Here is a 26300-nt window from a genome sequence, read left to right as displayed (position 1 = left end):
AGCCAGGACATAACACTCAGATCGCTTGAACAGCTTGCAAAGAATGTAAAATCACATAAAGAGGAAGCACATGCCGGTAAGCAAAGCAATTTTTATCCTGGTCCATGGCGGATGGCATAACCGTTCATCCTGGAATCGGGTCAGGCCACTGCTTGAAGCGCAAGGCTTCGGGGTGATGACGCCAGACCTTCCGGGCGCGGGTGACAATGCGATACCACCTGGTTCGCTCGACGCCCGTCCGTTCGACAGCGCCGCCTTCGCTGCCGAGCGCTCGCCCATCGCGGAGCTCACCCAGGAAGAAAGGACGCAAGCGGTGGCGGCCCTGGTCAGGGAAGCGGCCTCGCGCAGCAATGGCCAGGTCATCCTGGTCGGCCACTCGGCTGGTGGCATGACTGTGTCGGCGGTGGCTGAACGGGTGCCGCACTTGCTGGGTGCGGTGGTTTATCTTGCCGGTTTCATGGTGCCCAATGGAATGCCCCTGCTGGCCATGCTGATGGATGAATCGATGGCGTCGGCGCTGGCACCGCGCCTGTTCGTGGGCGATCCGATGGCTATCGGCGCGACCAGGATTCACGCCGGTTCCACCGACGAGGCCTACCGCGCTTTGCTCAAGGCTTCGTTTTATGCCGACCTGTCCGATGCCGATTTCAACGAGGCCGCCTCGCAACTGCATCACGATGAATCGAATGGCGGCGCGCTGGCTCTGTCGGAAATCAGTCCAGAGCGGTTTGGCACCGTGCAGCGCCACTACATCCGCTGCACGCAGGATCGCGCTGTGCCGTTGCCCGGCCAGGATTACATGATTGCCTCGGTTGACGCCGTTATCGGCAACAAGACGGTGACGCATACGTTGGAAAGCAGCCACTCGCCATTCCTGTCGCAACCGGCGGCGCTGGCGAGCATTCTCGTCAAGATTGCCGATCACGTACCTGCTAAACAGGAGGGCGCATGAACAAGGAAGAATTCGAAGACTGCCTCACAGCGTTGCGGCCACGGCTACATCGTTACTGCGCGCGCATGACTGGTTCGGCAGTCAATGGCGAAGACCTTGTGCAAGAGACCCTGATCAAGGCTCTTCTCGCGTATGGCCAGGGTGTGGAGATAGATCACCTCGACGGGTGGGTGTTTCGCATTGCTCGCAATGCGAGTCTGGATTTCCTTCGTGAGAAGTCGCGCGTCATCGTCGTGCCGCTGACCGATGAGCTCGAAGCAGAAGCGCTGCCCGAAAGTGATATTGTCGCGATCAGTTTCCAGACCTTCCTGCGCCTGCCTGAACTGCAGCGCTGCGCGGTGATCCTCAAGGATGTGCTTGGCCATTCTGTCGATGAAATCGCCAGCATTGCCGAGTGCTCGCCAGCGGCGGCAAAGTCGGCGCTGCAACGCGGCCGCGTCGCGCTACGCCAGCTTATGCAGGCACCGCCAGACATTCAGTTGCCGCTGATGTCTGATGTACAGCGGTCGAAAATGGCCGCCTTCGTGCATTTGTTTCAGAGTGGTGACTTCGACACGATCCGCGCGATGCTTGCCGATGATGTGAAGCTCGAGCTCGTCAATCGTTTGCATTGGGAAGGTCGCGAAAAGATCGCGCCTTACTTCACACGCTACGCGCAAGAAAAAAAATGGCGCTTCGGCTTTGGTGCCGTGGAAGGGCAGCCAGCCATGCTGGTCTTCGACGCCGCCAGCGATATGAAAAAGCTGGCGCACTTCGTCCTGATTAACTGGGCGGAAAACCAGATCGCCGGAATCCGCGATTATTTATTCGCGCCGTATGTGCTGGAGACTATCGATTGGGTTCGCCTGGAGTAAGCGCTGTCCGGCCCGGCGTTGTTGCAACAGAATCTGATATGATTCTATGAAGGTAGACAGTATGAGGAAGGCAGCATGAGGAAGACAGCATGAGGAAGACAGCATGAAGACGACCGAAAGGAACCCTTTACGGCGCGAGCCGAAGCAGCAACGTTCGCGGCAAACCGTAGACGCCGTGCTTGAGGCGGTCCACCTTGTAGTGAAGCGCCACGGGACCCAGGCTATCACCACGAATCGCATCGCGGAGGTGGCAGGTGTCAGCATCGGGTCGCTGTATCAGTACTTCCCCGACAAGCGCACAATCTTCACAGCCCTTCATGACCGGCACGTCGAAGATGTACAACAGGTCATCGAGCAGACGACGGCTGCCTACGCCTCGGCTCCGCTGGAGGATTTCACGTGTGAACTCGTCCAGAGTCTGGTGAATGTGCACGCGGAAGTTGCGGAGCTGCACGAGATTATTTCGCCCGTCGTTCCGGAGAGCGCTCCGGGCTTCAAGAACGCGCTGCACCACACGTTCGGATGGGTATTGTCACGCGCCGACCAGGAGCAGTACAGCATCGACGAGACGGAGCGTATGCTTTTTGTCCTTCCAGGCATGGTGGAATCGCTCGTGCACGGAATGGCCCACCAGACGCACACCGCCCTCTCGCGTGATGACGCCAGCAACGAGGCAATTCGTACCGTACAGCTCTACGTGAATTCTTTTCGGGGCAACACACTGAAGCACTACTGAAACGATGCAGCGTTCTCGGTGGCCCACTGTTCGAACGGGATTGGTTCCCGCCCGGTGACCAACTTTACGCCCTCCGTGACGGTGTCAAGCCGGCCCTCGCGCACCGCGCGCCAGATGTTCACGAGGGCATCGACGTAAGGCCCTTTCCCAGCCCATTTGACAGTCCCGGTGTATGCCTGTTTGTCGGATATCTCCTCGAAGCCGACGGGCTTGCCGATGGCTCTGCCTATTGTGGCAGCCATCTCCCCATACGACAGCGCTTTTTGGCCGGTGATCACCAATGCCTGGCCGTCGTGGTCGCGCGTGGTCAGGGCGGCCAAGGCGACGGCGGCGATGTCGTCCGGATGGATGAATGCAATCTTGCCCCCACCCGTAGAAGAGCGCAGCATGCCCTCCCGGCGGATGGATTCCGACCAACCAAGCGCGTTGGACATGAATCCGGCTGCCTGAATGAAGGTGAACGCCAACCCGCTGTCCCGAATGGCCTCTTCGCCGCGTGCGTGCCACGGACCGGTGCCGATCCCGGTTAGCACATCCAACGTAGAGAGCTTGACCACGTGTCGTACGCCTGCCTGGCGGGCGGCGAACGAGACCGCACGATCTCGCTTCTCGAGATCCGGTCCATCAGTCACGAGGAATATCCCGTCGATACCAGCCAGCGCAGTAGCTAGCGAGTGACCTGGCTTTTCGAGGTCCCCGGTATGGATATCGACATGGTCGCCAAAAAGCGCTCTGGCCTTCTTCGCGCTGCGCACGAAAACGGACGGGCGTGCTCCAGAATCAACGAGGCGTTGAGTTACGCGGGATCCGATGTTTCCCGTGGCACCGATGACAAGGTAATTCATTTGAGCTCGCTCCAGCCGCGGATCACTTCGAGTGCCAGTCGCTTCTGGCCCGCCAGAGTGAAATGCAGACCATCGTCCATAAGCAGGTCGGATGGAGGTGGACTTCCAAACGTGGAGAAAGCGTCGATGACCCGTCCGTCGCCGTCGCCGTCGCGGACGATGTTGGCGACTTGCTCCAAGTCTTCGTTACGGAACCGAACCCCGAACCTGGCCAGGCCCCAATGCGCCTCCACCTGTGCCTCATTGACCGCGGGCGGGGTGATCCAGACGCATCTCGCAGTGGTCTCTCTGGAAACGCGTTGACGCAGCTCCGCCATGTTGCGCGCGGTCTCTTCGTGATGGACGAGCGTCTTCGTGGGATGCGGGCCTTGCGTGCGTGCGTCATTGGTACCGAAGAGGAAAAGAATCCAGTCGGGCCGGGAATTGGCGATCTCTCCAAACCGCACGAGACCGTGTGTGGTCGTCTCGCCCGCAACTGCGCTGATGGTCAACGAAATCCCGTCGGCACCACGGCGCATCGCCAGCATTTCCTTCAGGATCACGGCCCAGGACTGTGGCTCGGACGTCAAACTGTCGCCAAACACCATTACCCTGGCCCCTTTCAGCAAGGGAAGGCGATCGACCATCGATGCCACGGCCTCGTCAGCAAGCAACGCGCTGGCCGCTTCCGAGGCTTCCTTTTGCATGCGGCCAAGTTCAGTCGCGTAAATCTCGACCGGGAGATTGAGGAGCCCGGCGTGAGCAACCTGACTGAAGCTGGCGGCCCCGGGCAGGGCGGCCAGGGTCCGCTCGGGTTGGATTACTTTCAAAAGCCAGCGCACTTGCTCGTTCGACATGGGTTTCACCTCATAGTTGGATCCGTTTATAGATGACAAATGATAGACAGGTTACAGGGGCGTCGCTACTCGCGTTTCATGTTCGCTAAAGCCTTGAAATTGCCTGTGAATTTGGTCATGTCCAGAGCCTTACTCAGATTTTGGCAGTTGCTGGTCGCGCCCAGAAGTTGGTCAGGAGCCGGGGCGGTGCACAGAGTACTGTTGCTGTAATCGGCAGTTCGTAGGGGGGCGATAACGAACTGCATGTCGAATACGAAGGCCCGCACATCTGGCCGTATTACCTGGTCGCCGGGCCGATGTACCAGAATACATTCCGCTTGTTGCGCTACGTTTTTATTACCCTTGCACTGATCTTCACTTCCGCTGACGCTCGCTACAGATCATAAGCAGGTTCTAAGCCTTACGATTGAATATGACTGACCGGCATCAGGTTTTATGTCTAATTAACATTCATGGTAGTATATTACATACTACTGTAATATACTACACACCAAGAAAAACCAATATCGTGCAAATCTGGCCGTCTCGTCTGCTCATTTAGCCCGCTTTATTCGACACTTATTCATAGCTATCCATATCACCCATCCATGCCCATACCCGCCAGCACTGCTCCCTTACCGCGTTCACTTGCCCGTGAAGACGTATATCGCTGCCTGAAGCAGTGGATTGTTGAACTGCAGCTTGCGCCGGGTGAGATATTGCGGGACCAGGATCTGGCGGCGCAACTGGGGGTGTCACGCACGCCAGTGCGGGAAGCCTTGCGGCAACTGGAAGATGAAGGGCTGGTCGTGACCAGCTTTCATAAATGGACCAAGGTGGCACCATCGAATCTGGCGGACATCGTGCAGCTTTACCCGGTGGTCGCGGCACTGGAGGCGACGGCGCTGGAACTGGCCTTGCCGCATCTGACTGCTGACCTTCTGCAACAACTGGAAGCCACCAATGCCGCGCTGGGGCAGGCCATTGCAGAACAGGCACACCAGCGTGCGACGGAACTGGATGCCCAGTTCCACGCCATCATCGTGCAGGCCAGCCAGAACACGGAAATAGACAAGCTGCTTTCTGCTCTGCGCCCACGCATCAAGCGCATAGAGCTGGCCCATTTTGGTGATCAGCGCATGGCACCGCAATCCATCGTTGAACATCAGGCCATTATTACTGCGTTGAGGGCTGGCGATGCCAGTGCAGCAGTGCAGGCGATGAAACAAAACTGGAGCCTGCCGCCAGAGCTATTGAAATTGATTTCCGCATCTGCATCGACATCAGCATCGACATAAACACGTCTCACTTTTTTTGGAGAACCCCATGCCTTCCGCCTTGCTCATCATCGATTTCCAAAACGCTGTCTTCATCGATCCGCCAGCTTACCAGGCAGAGCAGGTGCTGGAACGTATCAGCAGCCTCATCACCCGGGCGCGCCACGCAGGCATGCCGGTGGTATACGTGCAGCATGATGAAGCCGGTACGGTATGGGAAAAAGACAGCGCCACATGGCAATTTCCGCCAGCGATTGCGCCGCAGCCTGGCGACTTTGTCAGTGCCAAGCAGCATAGCAGCGCCTTTCAGCAAACCCCATTTCAGGCAGCGCTGGCCGGGCGCGGTATTGATGAAGTATTTGTGTGTGGTTATGCCACTGAATTTTGCCTGGACACCAATATCCGCCAGGCAGCAGCACTGGGCATCAAGACCGTGGTGATTGCCGATGCCCATACCACGCGCCAGCGCCCGCACATGGATGCGCCTGCCATCATCCTGCACCATAACTGGATATGGAGTGAGATCGGGCAGATCAGGCTTATCCCTGCTGTACAACTGCCGTTTTAAGAAAGTTTGTTATGACCGATATCAGCACAGTTGTGGTCCGCCCAGCAGGGGATATTCCTGAAGGATTCGCTTCGCTATCGCAAGGCGTCTTCCATGCATCGACCATCGTCTTCCCCGACGTGGCGTCGTTCTTGCACAGGCAGGCGCAAGCGCACGCGGGATACAGCTACGGCCAGAACGGCACGCCCAGCCATTATGCGCTGGCGAATAAATTGTCTGAACTGGAAGGGGGCGGTCACACCGTGCTGGTACCCAGCGGCTTGGCGGCAGTGGTGCTGGTCAACAGCATGTTGCTGGCGGCGGGGGACCATGTGTTGCTGCCAGATTCCATCTATGGGCCAACGCTGACCGTGACCCAGACCCTGTTCGCCAAATGGGGCATACGCCATACCATTTACCCGAACGATATCGGCGCTGGTATTGCAGATTTATTTGAAGAACAGACCAGGCTGGTATGGACAGAAAGCCCCAGTTCCGACACTCTGAAAATGCAAGACATACCCGCCATCGTCAACGCCGCCCATGCACGCCAGATCAAGGTGGCCATGGATAATACCTGGGCCACGGCGCTGGGTTTTCGGGCGCTGGATGCAGGCGTGGATTTTACCGTGCAGGCATTGACCAAATACGTGGGCGGGCATTCTGATTTGCTGATGGGTGCAGTCAGCACGCGAGATGAAAAAGCTTTCCACACCTTGCGCGATACTGCTGAATTGCTGGGTTATTATGTCGCCCCCGACGAATGCTTTTTGGTCCTGCGCGGCTTGCCTACTCTGGCACTGCGGCTGGAACGCCAGTATGCATCCGCCTTGCGCATCGCCGCCTTTTTGCAAACCCATGCGGCAATTGCCACACTCAATTATCCACCTCTGCCGGGTGACACCTACCACCATTTATGGCAGCGCGATTTCAAGATGGGCAATGGCTTGCTGTCTTTCACCCTGAAGCAGGGAGGCATGGACGCAATAGAAAAATTCGTCGCTGCCCTGAAACTATTTGCCCTGGGCAATAGCTGGGGCGGTGTGCATAGCCTGATCGCCGTTGCACCCCAGCGTGCGCCTGCGTGTGCACAAGACCCAGGCTGGCTGCTGCGCCTGCATGTGGGGGTAGAGCAGGTGGATGATTTGCTGGCAGACCTGGCGCAGGCTTTGGCAGTGATTGATGCCTGAGGCATTGATGAATACAAAAGTTTTTTTACTGCGTCGACAAGCAATAATGTTTACAATCCCGTGAATATCAATTTACTGCTGGAATTCATCTCACTTTTATAGGTGAAATGAATTCTGCAAACAAGGCGTTTCTGCATGGGTATCATCAGTTTTTTCGGTTTTCTGGCTTGCTTGCTTGTTTTCTTATTGCTGGGCAGCCTGTGTGCACGCTACGTCATCCGCTTTGCCCATATACAAAATATCAAATACAGGAAGATGACGCTGGTCATCGTCAATCTGCTGGTTATTGCCGCAGCATGGGCTGCCTATAATTATCCGCAGATCATCAATCAGCGAAAGATGAATACACTCAGCGCAGACTGTGGCTGGAAAGTCTACCGTACCGTCAAGGACGTCGATGGCGTCTTCATCGAACCCCTGGCAGGCGAAGAAGCTGGCGCGGGCAGTGCCTTCTTTCTGGAGATTTACCCGCAGGTAGAATACGCTACCAGCAATGGCGACATACATCGCCTGAGCCGTGACCGCAAGCCCATGGAAACGACAATTCGCAGGACATTCAAATATGGATTCCGTACCAAATCAGACCTGCTGGAAAACGGCATAGAACGTACCCGCAAAACCCTGCTCGATTTTGACAAGCCAGATATTCTTGCAGAAAATATTGCATACCAGTTTCTTGATAGCCAAAGAACAGACACCATGTCCTTGCTGTTTTATTTCGTCCGCTATCACCCCGAAGGCTGCGGCTGGGTAGGCGCGACCGAAGCGGAACGTCGCTACCGCTCTGTCTTGCAACCAAAGTAAGGGTGCACCACACACACCATATTTTCAAACGCATGGCGGCATTCGGTGCGCGTGGCGCACCCTACAATGTGCGACCTCGCGCATAGGAATGGATAACACGTAGGGTGCGCCACGCACACCGTTTCCAAACTCATCACATCCAACTGCCGAAGGTGATACCCACGGCGCATGCGACAGCAGCGGCTTCAGCACGCTGCACCGCAAAAGCTTAAAATGCTGGTAGCCACTGCACCGCACCCAAAGCCATGAGAAAGCAAGCTAAGGACCACCAAAGCGACTGGATACACCACGCCCCCGGCTCCAACGCCAACCGGCTGGAACGTATCGAAGCCTATTTCGCCGGCAATGCCTATGCCATGCACAGGCACGATACCTATGCCATTGGCACCACCTTGTCTGGTGTGCAAAGTTTTGCCTATCGTGGCGCTGAACGACACAGCCTGCCGGGCGGCACCATCGTCCTGCATCCAGACGAAGCGCATGACGGGCAGGCTGGCACCGGCGACGGTTTTCATTACCGCATGATCTATGTTGAACCGGCGCTGATACAGCAAATCCTTGGTGGCCAGCCTTTGCCCTTCATAAAAAACGGCATCTCGGCAGACCCGCGCCTGCATGCCGCCACCCTGGCCATGTTGCAACGCATGGACAGCCCCATGAATGCGCTGGAAGAACAAGATGCCCTGTTCGACCTGGCCCATGCCATGCATGCTGCATCCGATAAAATCATAGGCAACCCCGCCCGCAACCCCGCTCACAGCCAACGCTTTGATTACCTGGCAGCAGAAAGGGCGCGTGAATACATGCACAGCGCCATCACCGATAACATTACTCTCGAAGAACTGGCAGAACACAGTGGCCGCGACCGCTGGAGCCTGTCACGCGATTTCCGTCTGCTATTCGGCACCAGCCCCTATCGCTACCTGACCATGCGCCGCCTTGATCTGGTCAAAAGCCTGCTGATGCAGGGTCATTCTCTGGTGAACGCTGCACTGGCGGCAGGCTTTACCGACCAAAGCCATATGACCAAACACTTCAGCAAAACCTTTGGCCTGACCCCGCTGCACTGGCTGAAAATGCATGGTGCGAACGTGAAGAAATAGCACGGTACGGCACATTGTGGCTTAGAACCTGTTGACGATCTGTAGCGAGCGTCAACAGCTTCTTACGCACAATCGTACAATATTTACCGTTGGACTTTGCTTATGCTGATGGCTTGTTCATTCCATCAAGGATAAGCCACCATGCAAACCCAGCCAGTCACCACCACAACAGACTACCAAAGCATCAACTTCGCCAACAAATTCAGCCTGTTCAGTGAGCAATGGTCACAAAAAGTCATCGTAGAAATGAACGACTACCAGTTCAAAGTCGCCCGCCTGCAAGGCGATTTCATCTGGCATGACCACGCCGATACCGATGAAAGCTTCATCGTCCTGGAAGGCCAGCTACGCATCGATTTCCGTGACGGCCACGTACTGATATCCCAGGGTGAAATGTTCGTCGTCCCCAAAGGCGTTGAACACAAGCCCTACGCCGAACACGAAGTCAAACTCTTGCTGATAGAGCCACGCGGCGTGGTGAATACGGGCGAGGAGGGTGGTGACAGGACTAGTGAGCTGGATGTGTGGATTTGAGATTGTCGTGTCTTTTAATAACTATTTTTGAATGACTGTAATTGTATTTTTGATAAATATCTTGGGGCGTGAGTTTCGAAGTGCTTTTAAAAAGAGAGCGCTAGGTAAAAGAAAATCCATTAATATCAATTACTTATGGTAAATAGATATGATCTTTTGCTTAGTTTTTTTGATGATTCTCCAGCTCCTGTCACACTATTTTTGTTCGATTTATTAAAATGTTCGCGTTACGCGAACAAAATAAATATTGAACAAATGCAGAAATGTTCGTAATATTGATTTGTTCGCGTTATGTGAACATTTAAAATTAACGAACATCAGGCAACTATGTTTGCAATTACTGCAGCAGACTATGGCGAAGTGACACTGGCACTGACACAGGCAGGGCTTGCTGCGCTGGAAGCCCAGACGGGAATCAGGGGGAAGATTCTTCGTGCCGCCATCCCGAACAGTACAGACCGTGGATACGATGCCGTCATTGAATTGCATGCCCACGGCAAACAGTATGAATATTATGTGGAATGCAAACCTCTGCTTGACCGTAAAATAACGATAGCCCAAGTCAAAGAGCAATTTAGTAAATATGGGCGTAAGGCTTTATTGATTGCCCCTTATCTCAGCGCTGAGATGGCCGAGTATTGCCGCTCTATTGATTTGGCTTTTCTGGATACGGCAGGCAATGCCTATTTGCATGACGCTGGTTTATATATCTTTGTCAAAGGCTTGAAGTCTGACGATGTCAAAACCTGGTCAGGTACTGACATGGGCAAAATCAACCCCACTGTTATGAAGATGATGTTTGCCGTGCTTTGTCAGCCGGAAATATTGAACATGAGTTTCAGGGATATCGCCAAACAAGCCAGAATCCCCTTGAGCATGGTCGGTGATGCGTTTCAGTATCTGATCAAACGCGGTCATCTGCTCAATCCGCAATCCCAAAAACAGCGACAGCTAGTAAACAGCACATTGCTGCTGGATGAATGGGTAACTCTATTTCCTTCCATATTGCTTCCAAAATTGCGCTCACGCCGCTTTAGTTGTGAAGATGCCGACTGGTGGCAGGTAGTCAATCTGGATGGTATTAATACCGCATGGGGCGGAGAAGTTGCAGCGAAAAAGCTGACAAATTACCTGAGGCCAGTGACCCAGACTTTATACGTCAATGATAATTCGAATGTATTTTCCAGGGCAGCTAAAACCAAAACCGATATCTTGAAAATACCAACTTTCACACATGATCTGATCAAAAATCACAGATTACGTCCTGATCCCAAAGGCGCGATTGAGATTCGTGAGAAGTTCTGGAATTTTTCGCCTTCAGATCAACATCCAGATATTGCACCGCCGCTGCTTGTGTATGCCGATTTGATGGCATCGCTGGAACCCAGAAATATAGAAATAGCCCACAAGGTCAAAGTGGAATGGATATAGCGCATATTTCTGCACTTATTTAAGCAATTCAATGTGGCGTCCAACAGAAAGTAGTACTGCCTGGTTGGCAGACAATCGGCGATGGTGAACTTGAAGTAAAAAATCTCTAGGTAAAGCGTTACTTAAGCACAAATTATATGCTGATAAAGTGGCTTTTTTGATCTGGGATATGGATATATAAAGGATTATTAGTGATGAGTATTACTTCATTAGCGTTACCGCCTAATGTGCTTTTTTTGGGACCGCAAAAGCTTGATTTTGAAAAAATTGCTACCTTCATAGGTGGAAATGGATCTGGTAAATCAACTATCTTGAAATCTATTTTTGATGAGAAGTTGAAAGGAGCACTATATGAAGAATATAGAATAGTGTGTTTTTCATCAGGGCAAAACGAAAGCTATTCGAGGCACTTTAGTGATTATTTAAATGTGGAGCGTTCAAAAAGGAACGCATTGAATCTAGATTGTTTTTATTACGATAAGTTATGGTCTAAGTTACTCATTTTCTTGGCTACAACAAGTGCTCATGATGGGTTAGTGCGAGGCTTTCTAAAACAGAGCAATTACTTGATAGAGAGTGATTTTGATGAAGACAAAACGACGAAACTTTCTTTCAAAGTTAAGGTAGAGAAGAGCTATACAAACCTTGTAAGGCAAGCCTTAGAAGATGAAGCTTCTGGTGAAACAGATGTCATCACAAAAAAAGCATATCATCGAACGCTACAAAACTTTATCAACTCTTTAGTATCGGATGAGTATAGATTTGAGATTCCCCTTGAGCAGTCCAATATTGAATTGACTCAAGATATTCTTTCAAAAATATCTTTTGAAAATGATGAAAATAAGTCTTTTGACTCAAAGGTTCTATTTTTCACTCAAGCTGCAGACAATGATTTTTTTATCGTAAAAGATAGTTTTGATTTGGCATTTGCGAGGGATGGGATAAAGCTATCCTTAGAGGATCTCAGTGATGGCGAGTATCAACTGCTATTTTTATACGCATTGATTGACATTTTTGATTCAGAGGATACTTTATTTTTGCTTGATGAAGCTGACTCTCACCTCCACTATAAAAATATAGAGAAGCTTTGGAATGTCTACTTCAATATTAAGGGGCGAATTCTGACGACAACTCATCTACTGGATTCGATAACCAAGTCTGGAATTGAACGCTTGAAGGTTATTGAAAATGGAGAGGTAAAACCAGGAAATAACATTAAGAGACTTGCCGAGAGACTCAAAGATTTATCTGAAATAAATAATGTTCAGTTTCAAGCCCTGTCTCTTTTTGAAAATATTGTGCTCATGGATGATGAAAATGATTGGGATCAATTTAAACTATTGTTAAAAAGAAAATTGTTGAGTGTTCTGAGTGAAGAGGCTATTGAGCAGAAGCTGAAGAAATTTATTGCTATTAAATGTCCTTCTGGATATGAAGGTAAGGAAAATGAAATTTTTGCCGGGAAAAAAATATCTTGGCTTAGAAGTTTTTCCGAACACTTGCATGGTCAAGCCCATAGAACAAGAAATGTATTTTTAATATGCGATCGAGATGAGCTCCCCTTTCCAAATATAGGGACTGGCAAATGTGATTTATTGCTAAAAGGAAAATCTTGTGAAAAGATTACCCCGACACTGACCTCTCATATTTTATCTTGGAAGAGACGAGAGATTAAACATTACTTGTTGTCATATACAGCATTAGCAGATGACATTGCTAGTGTCGCGATTGAACTTGATTTAGGAGCAAAATCAGAGCTTCGACCTAAATTTTCGGGCGATAAAACAACTGATGGGAAATATAATTTTAAGTTGGCAATTTTGAATTCAGCGCCTGTAAAAGAAATAGTAGACCCATATATAAACATTGAAGGTCAGGGCTTTTGTATCGATAAAGCAAGGGTGTATATAAGTAGGATGCCTCCAGAAGAAATTAGTGAAGATATAGTTAATATGTACAATTACTTGGTAGGTGCCAATGATTAAATCTGAAAATAAACTATCCAGGTTGCTTGAAATTATCCGAAAGGATACTGGAATTAATAATGCTATTGATGCTATAGAACAGTTGTCCCTAATTCTTTTTTTAAAATGCTTTCATGACTCTTTTTTGGGTGACATTAGAGAATCAAAAAACTCTAGTAAATTTAATGAAATATTCTATAGCTCCGGCGAGTTTCGCAAGAGCGGAAATTATTTCTATGCACTAAGCAGTGCATTGGAAGATGTTGCATATAAAACAGACAATCAAGTTTATGGTACTTATCGCAATGATATAACCAGAGACTCACTACACAAAGCAGAGGAGATTTTGAAAGGAATTCCTTTTAGAATGCGATCTGAAAAAGTTTTGAGTGTTTTATTATCAAAATTAGAAGAGATAGATTTTATTGACATAAAAGCTGAAGACTACGATGCTTTGATCAATGACATGGTTAATGAATCTATTTCTTCAACTGCTTTCTATACTCCCGACGCTCTTGTTAGAGCGGTATTGAAAGTTATGGATCCAGTATTTGGGGAATCTATATATGATCCTGCGTTAGGAACTGGTGGCTTTATTGTTGAAGCGCAAAAATTAGTATCAAAGAGTTCGGACGAACGCTTAAGCAATTACTCTTTTTTCTATGGTAAAGACATTTCGCCTTTTGCTTGTTTAGTTAGTTCGTTAAAACTATTACTTAATGGTTTTAATATTAATAATGTTGTCTTAGGCGATTCTCTTTTAGAGGTTGATCATCCTAGTTATGACATGATTCTATCGGCTCCCCCTTTTGGGAAAATAACAAATATTGCTAAGTACCAATACGAATATCATGGTTACGCGTCAAATCTTGAATCAATGTTTTTGAAGCTATCGATGAACAAACTTAAAAGGGGAGGAAAAGCAGCGATAGTTGTGCCAGAGGGCCTTTTATTTGGCAGTAATAATCAACTAGTTGACCTTAGGCGTGATCTGTTAATAAATTTTAATTTACACACAATTTTAAGTTTGCCTTCGAGCACTTTATCTCCTTACGCTGGAGTTAAAACGAGTGTGTTGTTTTTCGATAATAGTGAGCCAGGTGAGAACATTTGGTTCTACGAACTTGCAACTGAAAAGCCTTTTACCAAAATAAGACAAATATCGGATCGAGATTTAGTTGGATTTGTAGAATTATTTCGTTCAAGGACTAATGGGACAAACTCCTACTTGGTTACCAAGCAAGAGATTCTACGTTTGGAAGACTTAAGCCTGTCATTTAAACATCCTAATAAAATGGATGATGGAATTGATTTCGATATTTCGGTTGGCATGAAACTTTTGCGAGATGTAAATAAAGATTTTGGGGTTCTACTTTCAAATTTTACTGGTTTATTAGTAAAAGACAAAAAAGCAAAGTTGGTTGAAAAAGTCACTATTAATGAAATTTTTAAAACTAGGACAGGTCAAAAATTGAACCTATCTGAAGTTGAAGATGAAGGCCGTATTCCCGTATATGGGGCAAATGGAATAATAGGTTACTCTAATGATTCAAATCGAGATGGTGAAAATATTCTGATAGGACGAGTAGGTACCCATTGCGGTAATGTTTATTATACGAAAGGCCCAATTTGGTTAACTGACAATTCTTTTAGTGTCGAACTTAAATTGCCAGGAAAAGTACATATGCCCTATTTGGCGCATGTACTACGGGGCTTAGACCTGAATAAGTCAGCGCGAGGATCTGCACAACCTTCTATCTCTTTTTCAAAAATTAAAGATACTAAAGTCAGTCTTCCATCATATGAACACCAAGTTGAGCTGGCTAAATGGTTTGAGGATATGCGTAGGCTAGAAAGCAGTTTACTTGAGTCACTTCAATTGCAGAGTGGGTTACTTAGTCAATTAACGGAGTCTTCTATTAATGTTAATACGAGCCTGTAAAAATCTGTGTGAGCCTGTAAAAATAACTGTGTAAGTTCTCCCGGAACTATTGGTAAGCGTTGATGCGCTCACCAAATTCTATATCAAAGCGGTTGAGTGCTTGTCGCCAGATGTACTACTGAACTTGCCTCTGACCTAAGTATCCCTTGTCAATTTACTAGACCTAGCCAATCCACAAAATTGGAACACTGATCCCCTATGGCTGACACACATGATCCCCAAACAGGTATGCCATCTGCAGACGGCTCACCACGCCGCCGCCTGCTGTTGCAGACGCGAGTGACGGAGGAATTTTTGCTTGCGCTGGAAGCGGAGCTGGTGACGATTTTGGTGGGGCGCTTTAAGGCTTATCGTGATCGCAGATTGTCGCCAAAGCTGTACTCATGGTTGCTGTCGTTTATAAAGTACGACAGTATTTTTGGGCTTGGTATTTCTCTTCTTTCTTTTTACCTGGGTGGCTCGATGGTTTATTCAGTGAGAATAGACATTATCTTGATACTTATTTTTGCTGTCCTGTGTGCTTTGTTCTGGAATAAAAATAAATTCATCGAAAGACACACTGCCATGGCCACTAGGTACTGGACGTGGTTGGCAAAAAACAGAGCACGCAGCATGCTGCGCAAGGCCAGAAAAACCTTGCCCTTTTGTGCCGAATACGATTTTCGTGATGACGTGGTCGCGTATTACCGCATGACCGACAAGGCGTCTGTATTGGCATGGACCCGCAAGATCAAACACTGGCGCATTAGCGGACAATATGCGACGCTGTTGTTCAAGAAGAAGACATCAATGTATCCCTATGTCATGATTTTGCATGCACCATCGGCGGAATTGGATCGTTATCTGGATGAATTGGGGATACAATCCGTTCATTAGAAATAGCCTTGGATAGGTGATTTGGTTTCGAAAAATCGGTACGTGCGGCACACCCTGTGCAGCAAATTTACATGCACTCTACACTTCATAACATACGGTGGATCAGATGGAAAATGGAATGACTACGGCGGCAGCGAAATACAAGATAGGTGAACAGCTTGACGGTGGCATCATCTTTTATATCGATAGAAGCGGCGAGCATGGGCTGATGGCTGCGCCGGTCGATCCGGTTGAAAGGACAGGGTGGTGCCCTGCCAAAAGCCCGCACGTCCTTGCAATGACGGTGCGGGACGGGGTCGGCATGGGTCGTTACAATACAGAAAAAATTATCGATAAATATGGCTCCGGCGATTATGCCGCCATGCTTTGCGCACGTTACCAGTTGAACGGGATTGGCGACTGGTATCTGCCTTCCATATACGAGCTGGAACTGATGATTAAAACGATAGGGAATGGTACCAGTGGCCCGAACAGGAACATCGGCAAATTCAGTGAAGGTTATTACTGGAGTTCCAATGAAAAGAACGATTCTGAAGCCTTCGTTGTTGCCAGTAACAATGGTGCACGAATGGACTTGATGAAGCGTTCAGACGAGCGACGCGTCCGGGCGATCAGGGCGTTTTAACTAGCTGGCCTTTGCTCTACCATCGCAAGGCTGATGCCGGTTAGAGTGGGGATGCAGTAGTGGCCGTAGTGATGTTCGTGAATAGATGAATTTCGGGTTCCGGAAAATCGGTGCGCGCGGCGTACCCTACTCAATTTTGCACACGCGGTAGGGTGCGCCACGCGCACCGATTTAACCGTACGAACGTATAAATCCACACACGCGGCACATCATCAACACCCCCCACAACAAATCAACCCAACCGCTCCAACACCCGCGCCAGCTTTTCCACATCATCGCCCGTATTCAAATAAGAAAACGACACCCGTGCAATGCTGTGCAGGTCGCGTGCCTGCATGTCCAGAGGGGTGTAGGGTACGCCATTGGCACCGATGTAGATACGCTGCTGGGCCAGTTTGTTTTTAAGCGCCATCGCATCATGCCCACGCAGGTTGAAAGCGACGATGCCTGATTGTCGGTCCTCACCCAAACCACTCAAATCACCCAGATCATGCAGCGTGATGCCGGGGATGCGTGCCAGGCGTGTGCGGCAAGCTGTTGCCAGTGCAGCGCTGACCTGGCCAAGCTGGGCAACGTCCATTTCCAGCGCGAGTTTGATTGACTCTGCCAGCCCCAATTGCAATGCCACGGCAGCTTCGCTGGTTTCAAAGCGGCGGGCGTCGTCGCGCAAGTGAACTTCATCGGCGCTGATGGGGGCAGATGATACATCGACCCAGGCTGGTTCCAACTGCTGCAAGAAGCTACGCCGCACATACAGCAGGGCGGTGCCACGTGGGCCACGCAGGTGCTTGCGGCCTGCGCTTTTCAGTACATCACATTGCAATGCCTGCACATCAACCGGCACTTGCCCTAACGCCTGGCCTGCATCGATGATGTAGGGCACGCCTGCTGCGGCGGCGACTTTTCCCACGGCTGCGGCGTCGTTGATCAGACCGCTGTTTGCTGGCAACCAGGTCAGCGAGATCAGGCGCACGCGCTTATCGATCAGGCATGGGCATCGACACTGCCATCGGCATGGCAGGGGATGGTTTCAACCTTAGCACCGGCAGCTTGTGCGGCACGCTGGTAATTGGCCAGGTTGCCGCCCCATTCTTGCCTGCCCACCAAAATGCGTTCACCCTTGTTCAGTTTGGGCATGGCAGCAAACACGCTGCCAAAGGCGCTGGAGCCGGATGTCGTCAGGGCGATTTCATCTGCCTGGGCATTGATCAGTTGCGCGGCATGGTTACGTAACGCTTGCAGCTTGTCTGCCACCAGCAAACCCGCCTCCATCGGGCCGACTTGCGCTTCCAGATCCAGGTGGGCATGGATGGCTTGCAAGGCCGCTTGTGGCAGTAGCGATGCACCTGCATGGTTGAGGTGGATGCCGCTATCCAGCCCCGGTGTGTGGTCACGTAAGCGTGCCAGTTGCTCTGCGCTGATCATGTTGCTGATGCTGGATTCAACTGCACAATCGCATCCACTTCCACTGCTGCACCCGTTGGCAGGCTGGCGACGCCGATGGCGGTGCGTGCGTGGTGGCCACATTCGCCCAGCGTTGCAACGATCAGGTCAGATGCGCCATTGGCGATGGCGCTGTGGCCGTCAAAGTCTGGCGTGGCGGCGATGAACACGCCCAGCCGTTGTACCTGGGCGATGCGGGTGATGTCGCCACCAGTGACGACATCGATAATCGTCAGCACACCAAGGGCGGCAATTTCTGCCTCTTGTTTTGCGAGCTCTGGCGATAGCCCGGCACCGACTACACCTGCTTTGGCAGCGCCAGGGCGACCAATTTGCCCGGCGATGATGAGCTGGTTATTTTGTACCGTGTAGCTGACATAATTGGCCGCCGGTGCTTTGACAGGGGGCAGGGTGTGGCCGAGTTGTTGCAGTTTTTGTGCGATGGTAGTCATAGGATTTTATGAATCGATTTTAGGGTTGATAGAGAGTAGTAATTTGCCTTGCGTGTTCCGCTCTGCCAGCGCACGATGCGCCAACGCAGCATCGGCCAGCGGATAAGTGGCATGAATACGCAATTGCACCGTGCCATCGGCAATGTGGCGGAACACTTTCGCCGCATGCGCTTGCAGACGGGTAGACGTGTCTACATAATGCGGCAAGACCGGGCGCGTCAGCGTGATGCTCTTGCGCATCAGTTGCAAGACATCGACAGGGTCAGGCTGGCCGCTGGCTGCACCAAACAGGATGACATGGCCACGTGTGGTGACCAGTTGCAGGCTATGTGCAAAGGTCGATTTGCCGACGGAATCAAACACCACATCCACACCACGCCCGCCGGTTTGATCCAGCACATTTGTAACCCAGTCGGCATCGCCGTCATACCGTACCGGAACAGCACCAACGCTGCTCAACCATGCCGCCTTGGCAGCGGATGAGGCAGTGCCAAATACGGTTAAACCACGTGCCACCAGCAACTGCACCAGCCAGCCGCCAACACCACCGGCAGCGGCATGTACCAGTACCGAACCTTTTTCTGGTAGCCGGGCCACATCATCGGCCAGCATGATGGCGGTCAGGCCATGTTCGATGGCGGCGCAGGCATCACGCAGGCTGACATCATCTGGCACACGTACCAGATTGGCGGCAGGTACGGCCACCAGTTCGGCATAGCTGCCCTGTACGCCAGTGGTATAGGCTACGCGCTCACCCGCTTTCCAGCCACTGCCAGCGGATGCATGCATGATGATGCCCGTGCCTTCTATGCCCATAGGCCAGGGTTGTTTGACGCCGGGGTAACGGCCTTCACGCTGATAAATATCCACAAAATTGACGCCTGCCCAGGCCGCCTGCACGATGATGTCACCGCTTGGTGCATCCACCTCTTGCAGGCTTAATTGGTCTGGCCCGCCGAATTGATTGACAACGATTGCTTTCATTTCACATCCCATAGGAAGTTACGATGAGCAAATTATTGTCGTACTATGTGAAGATTAAAAAACGATACTTTCGCAACATGAAAGTGAGGGAAATTCAACATGCATGGAAAACTGCCACCCCTGTTCACCCTGCAAGCCTTTGAGGCAGCATCGCGGCTGGGCAGTTTTAGCCGTGCCGCAGAAGAACTCAGCCTGACGCCCGGTGCCATCAGCCGCCAGATACGCCAACTGGAAGACTGGAGCGCGCTGACCCTGTTCAAACGCAATGGCCCCAAGGTCAGCCTGACAGATGACGGTGCCGCCTTGCTGGCACGTCTGGCTGGCCCCTTGTCGGCCCTGCACCAGGCGATTTACCAGCCCGACGATGCGGCACAAAAGACCCTGCACATCAGCACCCTGGCATCGATTGCCAAAGAATGGCTATTGCCACGCCTGGACAGCTTTACACAGGCCCACCCACATATCCGTCTGATTATTGATACTGATTACGCCCTGGTGCGGGCCGCACCGCGCGTGGCCATGCTGGCCATACGCCATGGCACCCGGCAAAGTACCGACCAGATTTGCGAAACCCTGTTCACTGACCGACTGCTGGCAGTGACCTCGCCAGCATTGGCGGCAACACTGGGCAACGACGCGCGCCTGTGGCCAGCCAGCGCCATGCTGCAACACCTGTCGCTGGATGCGGGTAGCTGGCAAGCCGCCGCTGGCCTGCCAGAAGATTTCAAGCCGCAAGGCCAGGCGTATAACGATGCTGATGTCTTGCTGGAAGCCGCTGAATTAAGTCAGGGCATTGCCCTGGGCCGCCTGTCAATTGCATGGCGACGCTTGCAGACTGGCAGCCTGGTGCTGGCCAGCGAGGTGGTCTGCGCCACGCCACGCGACAATCTGCTGATCATGCGTGAAGACAGTGCAGATCTGCCCGAAATGCGTGTATTTACAGGCTGGCTGCGCGAGCAGGCACGTTTATGGCAAAGGGAAGTGGATGCCTTCGATCAAAGGCATCCTGTTTTGTAGGGGGGGAGGCTGGTAAAGCGTTTCGTTTCAAGCCTGGTCTTAGCTTATTTCGGCAACATACGACGCAGCACGCCGTCTTTCTTCACCAAAGCATGCCACAGCGCTGCAGCCGCATGAAACGCCGCCACTGCCAGCAAGATATTGGCCAGCAAGCCATGCAGGTCCACCACATCTTCCCTGAGCGCTTTATTGGCCGGATCAAAGGCAGGTACCGTGAACAGGTTGAAGATATTGTCGCCACGTATCCACACCGCAGCAATGCCGATGACCACAATCGCCATCATCAATGCATATAACAGGTAATGCACACCAGTGGCCAGCTTACCCAAAGCACCGGCGTCAGAAGGCGGCAATTTAGTACCGCCACCGCTGCGCCACATGATACGCATGCACAACACCACAGCCAGCAGCACACCAAAACTGATATGCAGACTACGCACGGTGATGCGTGGCGTACCCTTGGGGAAAAAGTCGATAGTCTGTCCGGCTGTCCACAATACAATCACCAGCAAGGCACTAAGCCAATGCAGGATGATCGTGCGTTTGTCGTAAGCGTCTGACTGGCTGCTGCGGCTTGTCGTGTTCATGGTGGTTTTAGTGGTTGGGTAAAAAAAACTGAATGTAAATGACAGAAGTGGCAGGGTGATTACTGCATTGCATGCCACCATCGCCTACTCTGGCAATTGTTCAAGAATAAACTACAAATCTTAAAGCAGACTTAAGAACCAGTACATAGTTTGCTGTACATCAGATGCATTTCGAATTAATAGTGCTAATCGCTTCTTCAAAATTGCTCACGTGGGTAAGTGTAAACACAGCAGGGCTGGTGACCGCTCTGCTACATTTTAAGGCGTCAGCGGCATCAAATCACTGGGTTTGCTCAATTAGGTCAACCCGCCTAAATGCGGTATCCTCGTATCCTCATACACTGACTTATGCCCAACGAAAGCCCAACAAAAAGATATTCGCGGACATTCCATGCAGCCACCACAAGACCTGATCACCGTCGCCACCTACCTCAACCCATGGGATGCCCACCTCATGCGCGGCTTGCTGGAATCAGAAGGCATCAGCGCCAGCCTGGCCAGCGAACACCATGTCTGGGCCAACTGGCAATGGTCACTGGCACTGGGCGGCGTGCGCATGCAAGTGCCGCTGAAAGAGGTAGATAAGGCGACACAAGTCTTGTCCCGCTTCGCCAGCGGCGAATTTGAAGCAGCGCTGCACGATGAACTGAAGGGCAATGCCACAGATTCTGCCGATCTCGCAGAGGCCGATGCAGCAAAGCCACTTACATGCCCCCATTGCGGCTCTACCCATATTGAGCCAGCAGGCAGCGTGACATCCATGGCTGCGGCACTGAGTATCCTGTTTTTTCTGGGTGTCATCGTGCCGCAACACAGAGATAAAAAATGCGGGTCTTGTGGCAAACCCGTGCCGGAGAATGTGGCGCTTAGCTCATAAAAAAGTATTGCAGGTACGATCTGCATCACGCGCAAAACCACACAGACGTGTTAAACCCGTAAAGTATCCGCAGCCACCTTCGCGACTTGCTTAAGATAGCCTCCGCCCATGCTGACCATTTATTCCACGCCTGCAGTGCTAGGCTGGGTATCACAAATACCGTCATTCCATTGGCGTCTATTGCCAGCGGCCCACTTGCCTCGCTTGGCGGTGTCGGTAAACTTATATCCAGTATCTGGCTTAACTGTTTAGCTGTTCCCGCACCGTGCACGATCAGCACTTTGGGTCGGATGAAATGAAGAAGCACTTCAAAAATCTCAGTGCCATGTTTTGTTCCACCTTTATGGTCCGGGAGTGCAAGGTCGCTGCTCACGGGGGGAGTAACAGATGACATTCGTTTCCAGAACATCGCTGATTCGTTCTTCTTCCAGCATAGCCCGGAAACGGTTGATGTTCTTGCGGGTAGGGGATGGCGCAGCGCCGCTCATCTCGTCATACAATTGCCGGCATGACTCACCGGCACGGTTAAACAATGCATTCATATGTCGTTGATGCGTGAGCCTATCTTCCGCATAGGTTTTCGCCTGGTTTTTGCCGACGATGAACAGGGGGGGCCGACAAAGGGTCTGTTGTATCACTCATCCATGGGCGTGGATATTGGCCGTTCAATGGCCGGGTAAGTTCTGCTATGCGCGATTCGAATTGCTGCGGGATGTTTTTCATGTAGTGGTAGAACGAGCAGTGCTTTACGTTGAAAGCACTGCGTATATTCGGTTTATTGTAATACCTGTAGCACGCCAATGACAGCAGCCATGCATCCCGCCCAAAACGCCGTATGTTCAATACGTATGCATATGGATGAAGGAATTAGTTGCAGAGACCAGGGACCAAGATTTTCTTTGATGAAGTCATCAAAATTTTTATAATACGGAATGCTACTCGCGATCAAGCCTCCAGCCATGCCTGCGAGCAAAAACATGACGATGCTGATTTTTATGTAGGGGAACATAAGCAGATACTGACCCTTTACTGCCGCATTCGAAAAGATGCCGATGATGCCTGCTATCAGTGTGGTGTACATACCAATATGAAACTTGGTGTAGTCAAACAGGCTCTTCAGTTGATCATCCATAGATGTTCCTTCTTTATTAATACTGACATCCGGCCAGCGCGGTAACTCTGCTAAAACCCGTTCATCCAGCATCATCCTAAAAACAAGTTCATATCACACCGAAAACGGTCTCAGCACTTCCTCTAAAAACTGAACAAACACCTTGATCTTTGCCGCATGGTGACTTTTTTGCTGGAACAATACTGACATTTTCGGGCCGGGTGCTGACCAGTCTTCCAGCACTGGCCGTAACTGTTTCGCTTGTATAGCCCCTGCAACTGAAATGGACATATGCTGGACGATGCCAGCACCTGCCTTTGCTGCTTCTATCAGGGATTCTACATGGTCCATCGCCAGCGAGGCAGATGGCATATGCTGGAATTGCTTGTCTTTTTTGGTGAATAGCCAGGGCCTTAGCATGCGGGAGTTGGGGCGCAGAAAACCCAGGCAGGCAAATTGTCCGAGCTCATCAGGGTGCTGCGGTGTGCCATGCTTTTTCAAATAGGAGGGTGAAGCGCAGCAGATATAACGGGTTTTGCAAAGCGGTTTTGCAATCAGGCTTGAATCGGGTAGATCGCCAATGCGTACAGCCACGTCAACACCATCTTCAACCATATCAATGTTGCGGTCACCCACACTGATCTTGAGTGTGATATCCGGGTAAGCAGCAATAAAGCGCGGCAATGCAGGCGCGATATACAGGCGGCTGATGATGCTGGGCAGTTCAACGCGGATACTGCCTGATGGCGTTTTATTGGAACGCATCAGGCTGGTTTCAAGTTCATCCATGTCGCCCAGCAGTAGCAGTGCCTGCGCATAGCAATGCTTACCTTCTTCGGTCAGCGACATGCTGCGTGTGCTGCGGTTGAGCAATTTGACCTGGAAGTGTTTTTCCAACGCGGCAATCTGATTCGTGACAGAAGATGTGGACATGCCCAGTTTGTCGGCAGCCTTGCTGAAACCACCAGCATCTACCACGCGGCAAAATACTTTCAAGGCTTCCAGGCGATCCATACGTGCTTCCCTCGCTGATCAATCCAAAAATGATCATTGTATTTTAGCACCGGCATCATTTGCTGCGGGCAGGGATTATGCAGGTTTTGAGAATACTGCATTGCATGCCGACCTGTTTATCTGGGCAGATATTAGTCCTAGACTGCACTTCATCGCGGATAAAACTGTAAAAAACCACAGCAATCACCGCGTGTTCACCAAGTCAAATTCAGGAGAGATTATCATGACACTTACCCATACCCCAACCATGCGTGCACTGGTGCTGGAAACTTTTGGCAGCGCTTTCAATCTTCGTGATATACCACAACCACAGCCAGCCGCTGGCGAAGTACTGGTGCGTGTCATTGCCAGTGGCGTGAATCCGCTGGATACCAAAATACGCGCTGGCAATGCAGCCCATGCCAAAGTCGTGTTGCCCGCCATTCTGGGCATAGACCTGGCGGGTGTGGTGGCAGATGTCGGCGCAGACGTGAATAATTTCCAGATTGGTGACGAAGTATTTGGCATGACCGGCGGCATTGCTGGTGTGGCTGGTTCATTGGCGCAGTTTGCCAGCGTGGATGCCAGTTTGCTGGCACGCAAACCCGCAGCACTCAGTATGCGTGAAGCCGCTGCCACACCTTTGATCTTTATCACTGCATGGGAAGGTCTGGTTGACAGGGCAGATATCCAGGCCGGGCAAAAAGTATTGATACACGGCGGTGCCGGTGGCGTAGGGCATATGGCTGTGCAACTGGCGCAGGCATTGGGCGCGGATGTGTATGCCACAGGATCAGCAGTACAAAAAGACATCATTGAAGCTTATGGCGCGACGGCAATCGATTACCAGACCGAGAGTGTGGAAGACTATGTGCAGCGCTACACCGATGGCGCAGGCTTTGATGTCGTCTACGACACCGTAGGCGGCGCAACACTGGATGCTTCTTTTTCTGCGGCACGCATGTATGGTGGCCATGTCATCAGTTGTCTGGGCTGGAGCACGCACCCTTTGGCCCCTTTGTCTTTGCGTGCGGCGACGTATTCTGGCGTATTCACCTTGCTGCCACTGATCACCGGCAAGCATAGACAGCACCACGGCGATATCCTGCGTGAGGCAGCAAAACTGGCAGATGCAGGCAAGCTCATACCACGAATGGATGGCCGTGCTTTTGACATGAATACCGTGATGGCTGCACACGAACTGGTGGAAACTGGGAAAGCGTAGGGGAAAGTAGTGATTGATATTGCTTAGCCATCTGTTTGGTAGCAGCAGTCAGAAATGCAGGTAACACAAAGGGAGAGACATTCGTATTGAATGTCTCTCCCTTTGCATTGCGGGCATTGAAGTTGCCGGGCGCTGACCCCGGCGTGCGCTTCCTCGGCCTAGAACGATTCAGCCAGCGAAAATTGCGGGGCGATGTGCATGTGATGCTTCATTGCCCGGCCTGCCTGGCAATCCAGGCAGGCGTTATATTTTGTTGACGCTACTACTATTGTTACTGCGCCCAGTCCTGCATGACCTTCGCCATCATCCTGCCAAAGTTTTCAAAGCGTCCCTGTTCCAGCATGGATGCCATTTTTTCGCATTGTTCCATACTGCATTCAGAAAACGCATCGATGAGGTTTTGTGCATTGATGCCGCTGGCGCTGCTGGCCATGACTGGCTGGGCGTAATAACTGGCTGGTTGGCCGAAATAGGTTTGAGTAGTCATGCATGCCTCCTGAAGAGTGAATACTGATTGTTGCTCCATGAATAGAATTATACGTATTCGTATTATATAAGTCAATACTGAATTGTATTGATTGGGTTTGAAATGTATTGCCCAGGTTAGATCGAATAGTCATAAGCAAGCGCTGAAAGCCGTGCTTTCTTAATATGCATTTGGCCGTATAAATTTCCACCTGACGAACGTGTAAGTGAGATATTTATTAAATATAAGTGCTTGTATTTGTTAGGAAAGCGGCTATATATCCTTGCTTGGGAAGACCGCAGTCTTTGTCCCCAAGGCAGCACACGATGCGGCTGCCATACAAACATAGAGGCAGCGTCATCGCTCCATTCTGAAACGCATTAAATTTTAAAAAATTACATCAAAACTGTTTGAATGTAATACGTAATCGTATATAATATGTTCCATGATGAGGACATGCAGATGTCTTGCCTAAGGCCGTGATGCCTGGGTATTGAGAACCTGCTTACGATCTTACTGCGCGAGCGTGATCGGGGCTCATGTGCTGCTCAAAATGCTCATGTACTACAGTACATTCCGCTTTTTGCGCTGCGCTTAGTTACCCTGACCCCGCTGACGCACGCTCGCGACAGATCGTAAACAGGTTCTTC

Annotated in this window: 27 protein-coding genes and 1 pseudogene; 18 read left to right on the top strand and 10 right to left on the bottom strand. The window is 51.0% G+C overall.

The features are described 5' to 3' along the window. The first annotated feature begins 70 nt into the window (after positions 1–70). From AC1RVX_RS08760 to AC1RVX_RS08750, 3 genes are all read left to right on the top strand, one after another. On the top strand, positions 71–952 hold the full coding sequence (locus AC1RVX_RS08760) for an alpha/beta hydrolase (protein WP_493216184.1): 882 nt from the start codon (positions 71–73) through the stop codon (positions 950–952). After that, positions 949–1806, top strand: coding sequence for a sigma-70 family RNA polymerase sigma factor (locus AC1RVX_RS08755; protein ID WP_493216183.1), 858 nt, complete (start codon positions 949–951; stop codon positions 1804–1806). Before AC1RVX_RS08760 ends, AC1RVX_RS08755 begins: the two co-directional genes overlap by 4 nt. 103 nt (positions 1807–1909) lie before the next feature. Beyond that, a complete protein-coding gene (locus tag AC1RVX_RS08750) occupies positions 1910–2542 on the top strand; it encodes a TetR/AcrR family transcriptional regulator (protein ID WP_493216182.1) in 633 nt (210 codons plus the stop codon). Here AC1RVX_RS08750 and AC1RVX_RS08745 read toward each other — a convergent pair. Both AC1RVX_RS08745 and AC1RVX_RS08740 read right to left on the bottom strand, forming a co-directional pair. Further along, entirely contained in the window at positions 2536–3387 is an 852-nt protein-coding gene (locus tag AC1RVX_RS08745; protein ID WP_493216181.1) for an NAD(P)H-binding protein, read from the bottom strand. The genes AC1RVX_RS08750 and AC1RVX_RS08745 overlap by 7 nt on opposite strands. Further along, positions 3384–4223, bottom strand: coding sequence for an SGNH/GDSL hydrolase family protein (locus AC1RVX_RS08740; protein WP_493216180.1), 840 nt, complete (start codon positions 4221–4223; stop codon positions 3384–3386). The genes AC1RVX_RS08745 and AC1RVX_RS08740 overlap by 4 nt, the downstream gene beginning before the upstream one ends. 587 nt (positions 4224–4810) lie before the next feature. On the opposite strand from AC1RVX_RS08740, the gene AC1RVX_RS08735 reads away from it, so the two are divergent. From AC1RVX_RS08735 to AC1RVX_RS08685, 11 genes are all read left to right on the top strand, one after another. Continuing rightward, entirely contained in the window at positions 4811–5500 is a 690-nt protein-coding gene (locus AC1RVX_RS08735; RefSeq protein ID WP_493216179.1) for a GntR family transcriptional regulator, read from the top strand. Positions 5501–5528: 28 nt separating this feature from the next. Next, on the top strand, positions 5529–6047 hold the full coding sequence (locus AC1RVX_RS08730; RefSeq protein ID WP_493216178.1) for an isochorismatase family protein: 519 nt from the start codon (positions 5529–5531) through the stop codon (positions 6045–6047). An 11-nt stretch (positions 6048–6058) separates the two neighbouring features. Beyond that, on the top strand, positions 6059–7216 hold the full coding sequence (locus AC1RVX_RS08725; protein ID WP_493216177.1) for a trans-sulfuration enzyme family protein: 1158 nt from the start codon (positions 6059–6061) through the stop codon (positions 7214–7216). 135 nt (positions 7217–7351) lie between these two features. Next, positions 7352–8020 carry a hypothetical protein gene (locus AC1RVX_RS08720; protein ID WP_493216176.1) on the top strand — a complete coding sequence of 223 codons (669 nt, stop codon included), beginning with the start codon at positions 7352–7354 and terminating at the stop codon, positions 8018–8020. Between the two features lie 245 nt (positions 8021–8265). Further along, entirely contained in the window at positions 8266–9123 is an 858-nt protein-coding gene (locus AC1RVX_RS08715) for an AraC family transcriptional regulator (protein WP_493216175.1), read from the top strand. A gap of 141 nt (positions 9124–9264) precedes the next feature. Next, positions 9265–9657: a cupin domain-containing protein gene (locus AC1RVX_RS08710; RefSeq protein ID WP_493216174.1), complete on the top strand. Its 393-nt coding sequence runs from the start codon at positions 9265–9267 to the stop codon at positions 9655–9657. A 327-nt stretch (positions 9658–9984) separates the two neighbouring features. After that, on the top strand, positions 9985–11088 hold the full coding sequence (locus tag AC1RVX_RS08705) for a type IV toxin-antitoxin system AbiEi family antitoxin (RefSeq protein ID WP_493216173.1): 1104 nt from the start codon (positions 9985–9987) through the stop codon (positions 11086–11088). A 194-nt stretch (positions 11089–11282) separates the two neighbouring features. After that, positions 11283–13073: an AAA family ATPase gene (locus tag AC1RVX_RS08700; RefSeq protein WP_493216172.1), complete on the top strand. Its 1791-nt coding sequence runs from the start codon at positions 11283–11285 to the stop codon at positions 13071–13073. Further along, the gene (locus AC1RVX_RS08695; protein ID WP_493216171.1) at positions 13066–14994 is read left to right on the top strand and encodes an N-6 DNA methylase; all 1929 of its coding nucleotides are present in this window, start codon (positions 13066–13068) and stop codon (positions 14992–14994) included. Before AC1RVX_RS08700 ends, AC1RVX_RS08695 begins: the two co-directional genes overlap by 8 nt. Before the next feature lie 198 nt (positions 14995–15192). Then, positions 15193–15870, top strand: a complete 678-nt coding sequence (locus AC1RVX_RS08690; RefSeq protein WP_493216170.1) for a hypothetical protein — start codon at positions 15193–15195, stop codon at positions 15868–15870. Between the two features lie 118 nt (positions 15871–15988). Continuing rightward, complete coding sequence (locus AC1RVX_RS08685) at positions 15989–16495, top strand: Lcl C-terminal domain-containing protein (protein ID WP_493216169.1); 507 nt, start codon at positions 15989–15991, stop codon at positions 16493–16495. Positions 16496–16727: 232 nt separating this feature from the next. Here AC1RVX_RS08685 and AC1RVX_RS08680 read toward each other — a convergent pair. From AC1RVX_RS08680 to AC1RVX_RS08670, 3 genes and pseudogenes are all read right to left on the bottom strand, one after another. Further along, positions 16728–17929: pseudogene (locus AC1RVX_RS08680) on the bottom strand (aminotransferase class V-fold PLP-dependent enzyme). Next, positions 17917–18390, bottom strand: coding sequence for a RidA family protein (locus AC1RVX_RS08675; protein ID WP_493216168.1), 474 nt, complete (start codon positions 18388–18390; stop codon positions 17917–17919). The pseudogene AC1RVX_RS08680 and the gene AC1RVX_RS08675 overlap by 13 nt, the downstream one beginning before the upstream one ends. Before the next feature lie 6 nt (positions 18391–18396). Continuing rightward, on the bottom strand, positions 18397–19374 hold the full coding sequence (locus AC1RVX_RS08670; RefSeq protein ID WP_493216167.1) for a quinone oxidoreductase family protein: 978 nt from the start codon (positions 19372–19374) through the stop codon (positions 18397–18399). A 99-nt stretch (positions 19375–19473) separates the two neighbouring features. On the opposite strand from AC1RVX_RS08670, the gene AC1RVX_RS08665 reads away from it, so the two are divergent. Further along, entirely contained in the window at positions 19474–20391 is a 918-nt protein-coding gene (locus tag AC1RVX_RS08665; protein WP_493216166.1) for a LysR family transcriptional regulator, read from the top strand. A 44-nt stretch (positions 20392–20435) separates the two neighbouring features. Here AC1RVX_RS08665 and AC1RVX_RS08660 read toward each other — a convergent pair whose 3' ends face one another. Beyond that, on the bottom strand, positions 20436–20978 hold the full coding sequence (locus tag AC1RVX_RS08660; protein ID WP_493216165.1) for a cytochrome b: 543 nt from the start codon (positions 20976–20978) through the stop codon (positions 20436–20438). Between the two features lie 391 nt (positions 20979–21369). On the opposite strand from AC1RVX_RS08660, the gene AC1RVX_RS08655 reads away from it, so the two are divergent. After that, positions 21370–21855: a hypothetical protein gene (locus AC1RVX_RS08655; protein WP_493216164.1), complete on the top strand. Its 486-nt coding sequence runs from the start codon at positions 21370–21372 to the stop codon at positions 21853–21855. A 341-nt stretch (positions 21856–22196) separates the two neighbouring features. On the opposite strand, the gene AC1RVX_RS08650 is transcribed toward AC1RVX_RS08655, so the two are convergent. Beyond that, positions 22197–22397 carry a hypothetical protein gene (locus AC1RVX_RS08650; protein ID WP_493216163.1) on the bottom strand — a complete coding sequence of 67 codons (201 nt, stop codon included), beginning with the start codon at positions 22395–22397 and terminating at the stop codon, positions 22197–22199. Between the two features lie 9 nt (positions 22398–22406). On the opposite strand from AC1RVX_RS08650, the gene AC1RVX_RS08645 reads away from it, so the two are divergent. Next, complete coding sequence (locus tag AC1RVX_RS08645; RefSeq protein ID WP_493216162.1) at positions 22407–22535, top strand: hypothetical protein; 129 nt, start codon at positions 22407–22409, stop codon at positions 22533–22535. A gap of 95 nt (positions 22536–22630) precedes the next feature. Here AC1RVX_RS08645 and AC1RVX_RS08640 read toward each other — a convergent pair whose 3' ends face one another. After that, positions 22631–23062, bottom strand: a complete 432-nt coding sequence (locus AC1RVX_RS08640) for a hypothetical protein (protein WP_493216161.1) — start codon at positions 23060–23062, stop codon at positions 22631–22633. Positions 23063–23080: 18 nt separating this feature from the next. Beyond that, positions 23081–23980, bottom strand: coding sequence for a LysR family transcriptional regulator (locus AC1RVX_RS08635; RefSeq protein WP_493216160.1), 900 nt, complete (start codon positions 23978–23980; stop codon positions 23081–23083). Positions 23981–24203: 223 nt separating this feature from the next. Here AC1RVX_RS08635 and AC1RVX_RS08630 point away from each other — a divergent pair, with 223 nt between their 5' ends. Next, positions 24204–25184, top strand: coding sequence for a zinc-dependent alcohol dehydrogenase family protein (locus AC1RVX_RS08630; protein WP_493216159.1), 981 nt, complete (start codon positions 24204–24206; stop codon positions 25182–25184). A gap of 271 nt (positions 25185–25455) precedes the next feature. Here AC1RVX_RS08630 and AC1RVX_RS08625 read toward each other — a convergent pair whose 3' ends face one another. After that, positions 25456–25671, bottom strand: coding sequence for a hypothetical protein (locus AC1RVX_RS08625; protein WP_493216158.1), 216 nt, complete (start codon positions 25669–25671; stop codon positions 25456–25458). Between the last annotated feature and the right edge of the window lie 629 nt (positions 25672–26300).

Source organism: Undibacterium sp. GW821-FHT11B02, assembly GCF_058808955.1.
Note: the sequence above shows the minus strand (reverse complement) of the source record. Positions and strands in the feature narration are given on the sequence as shown.

What these genes read in the sequence shown, in the direction of transcription:
- AC1RVX_RS08720 (WP_493216176.1), top strand. Translation starts at nt 7,352, where the DNA reads ATGGGTATCATCAGTTTTTTCGGTTTTCTGGCTTGCTTGCTTGTTTTC.
- AC1RVX_RS08700 (WP_493216172.1), top strand. Translation starts at nt 11,283, where the DNA reads ATGAGTATTACTTCATTAGCGTTACCGCCTAATGTGCTTTTTTTGGGA.
- AC1RVX_RS08630 (WP_493216159.1), top strand. Translation starts at nt 24,204, where the DNA reads ATGACACTTACCCATACCCCAACCATGCGTGCACTGGTGCTGGAAACT.
- AC1RVX_RS08670 (WP_493216167.1), bottom strand. Translation starts at nt 19,374, where the DNA reads ATGAAAGCAATCGTTGTCAATCAATTCGGCGGGCCAGACCAATTAAGC.
- AC1RVX_RS08755 (WP_493216183.1), top strand. Translation starts at nt 949, where the DNA reads ATGAACAAGGAAGAATTCGAAGACTGCCTCACAGCGTTGCGGCCACGG.
- AC1RVX_RS08625 (WP_493216158.1), bottom strand. Translation starts at nt 25,671, where the DNA reads ATGACTACTCAAACCTATTTCGGCCAACCAGCCAGTTATTACGCCCAG.
- AC1RVX_RS08655 (WP_493216164.1), top strand. Translation starts at nt 21,370, where the DNA reads ATGCAGCCACCACAAGACCTGATCACCGTCGCCACCTACCTCAACCCA.
- AC1RVX_RS08745 (WP_493216181.1), bottom strand. Translation starts at nt 3,387, where the DNA reads ATGAATTACCTTGTCATCGGTGCCACGGGAAACATCGGATCCCGCGTA.
- AC1RVX_RS08690 (WP_493216170.1), top strand. Translation starts at nt 15,193, where the DNA reads ATGGCTGACACACATGATCCCCAAACAGGTATGCCATCTGCAGACGGC.
- AC1RVX_RS08750 (WP_493216182.1), top strand. Translation starts at nt 1,910, where the DNA reads ATGAAGACGACCGAAAGGAACCCTTTACGGCGCGAGCCGAAGCAGCAA.
- AC1RVX_RS08660 (WP_493216165.1), bottom strand. Translation starts at nt 20,978, where the DNA reads ATGAACACGACAAGCCGCAGCAGCCAGTCAGACGCTTACGACAAACGC.
- AC1RVX_RS08725 (WP_493216177.1), top strand. Translation starts at nt 6,059, where the DNA reads ATGACCGATATCAGCACAGTTGTGGTCCGCCCAGCAGGGGATATTCCT.
- AC1RVX_RS08685 (WP_493216169.1), top strand. Translation starts at nt 15,989, where the DNA reads ATGACTACGGCGGCAGCGAAATACAAGATAGGTGAACAGCTTGACGGT.
- AC1RVX_RS08650 (WP_493216163.1), bottom strand. Translation starts at nt 22,397, where the DNA reads ATGAATGCATTGTTTAACCGTGCCGGTGAGTCATGCCGGCAATTGTAT.
- AC1RVX_RS08735 (WP_493216179.1), top strand. Translation starts at nt 4,811, where the DNA reads ATGCCCATACCCGCCAGCACTGCTCCCTTACCGCGTTCACTTGCCCGT.
- AC1RVX_RS08710 (WP_493216174.1), top strand. Translation starts at nt 9,265, where the DNA reads ATGCAAACCCAGCCAGTCACCACCACAACAGACTACCAAAGCATCAAC.
- AC1RVX_RS08695 (WP_493216171.1), top strand. Translation starts at nt 13,066, where the DNA reads ATGATTAAATCTGAAAATAAACTATCCAGGTTGCTTGAAATTATCCGA.
- AC1RVX_RS08715 (WP_493216175.1), top strand. Translation starts at nt 8,266, where the DNA reads ATGAGAAAGCAAGCTAAGGACCACCAAAGCGACTGGATACACCACGCC.
- AC1RVX_RS08740 (WP_493216180.1), bottom strand. Translation starts at nt 4,223, where the DNA reads ATGTCGAACGAGCAAGTGCGCTGGCTTTTGAAAGTAATCCAACCCGAG.
- AC1RVX_RS08675 (WP_493216168.1), bottom strand. Translation starts at nt 18,390, where the DNA reads ATGACTACCATCGCACAAAAACTGCAACAACTCGGCCACACCCTGCCC.
- AC1RVX_RS08645 (WP_493216162.1), top strand. Translation starts at nt 22,407, where the DNA reads ATGCGTGAGCCTATCTTCCGCATAGGTTTTCGCCTGGTTTTTGCCGAC.
- AC1RVX_RS08640 (WP_493216161.1), bottom strand. Translation starts at nt 23,062, where the DNA reads ATGATGCTGGATGAACGGGTTTTAGCAGAGTTACCGCGCTGGCCGGAT.
- AC1RVX_RS08730 (WP_493216178.1), top strand. Translation starts at nt 5,529, where the DNA reads ATGCCTTCCGCCTTGCTCATCATCGATTTCCAAAACGCTGTCTTCATC.
- AC1RVX_RS08705 (WP_493216173.1), top strand. Translation starts at nt 9,985, where the DNA reads ATGTTTGCAATTACTGCAGCAGACTATGGCGAAGTGACACTGGCACTG.
- AC1RVX_RS08635 (WP_493216160.1), bottom strand. Translation starts at nt 23,980, where the DNA reads ATGGATCGCCTGGAAGCCTTGAAAGTATTTTGCCGCGTGGTAGATGCT.
- AC1RVX_RS08665 (WP_493216166.1), top strand. Translation starts at nt 19,474, where the DNA reads ATGCATGGAAAACTGCCACCCCTGTTCACCCTGCAAGCCTTTGAGGCA.
- AC1RVX_RS08760 (WP_493216184.1), top strand. Translation starts at nt 71, where the DNA reads ATGCCGGTAAGCAAAGCAATTTTTATCCTGGTCCATGGCGGATGGCAT.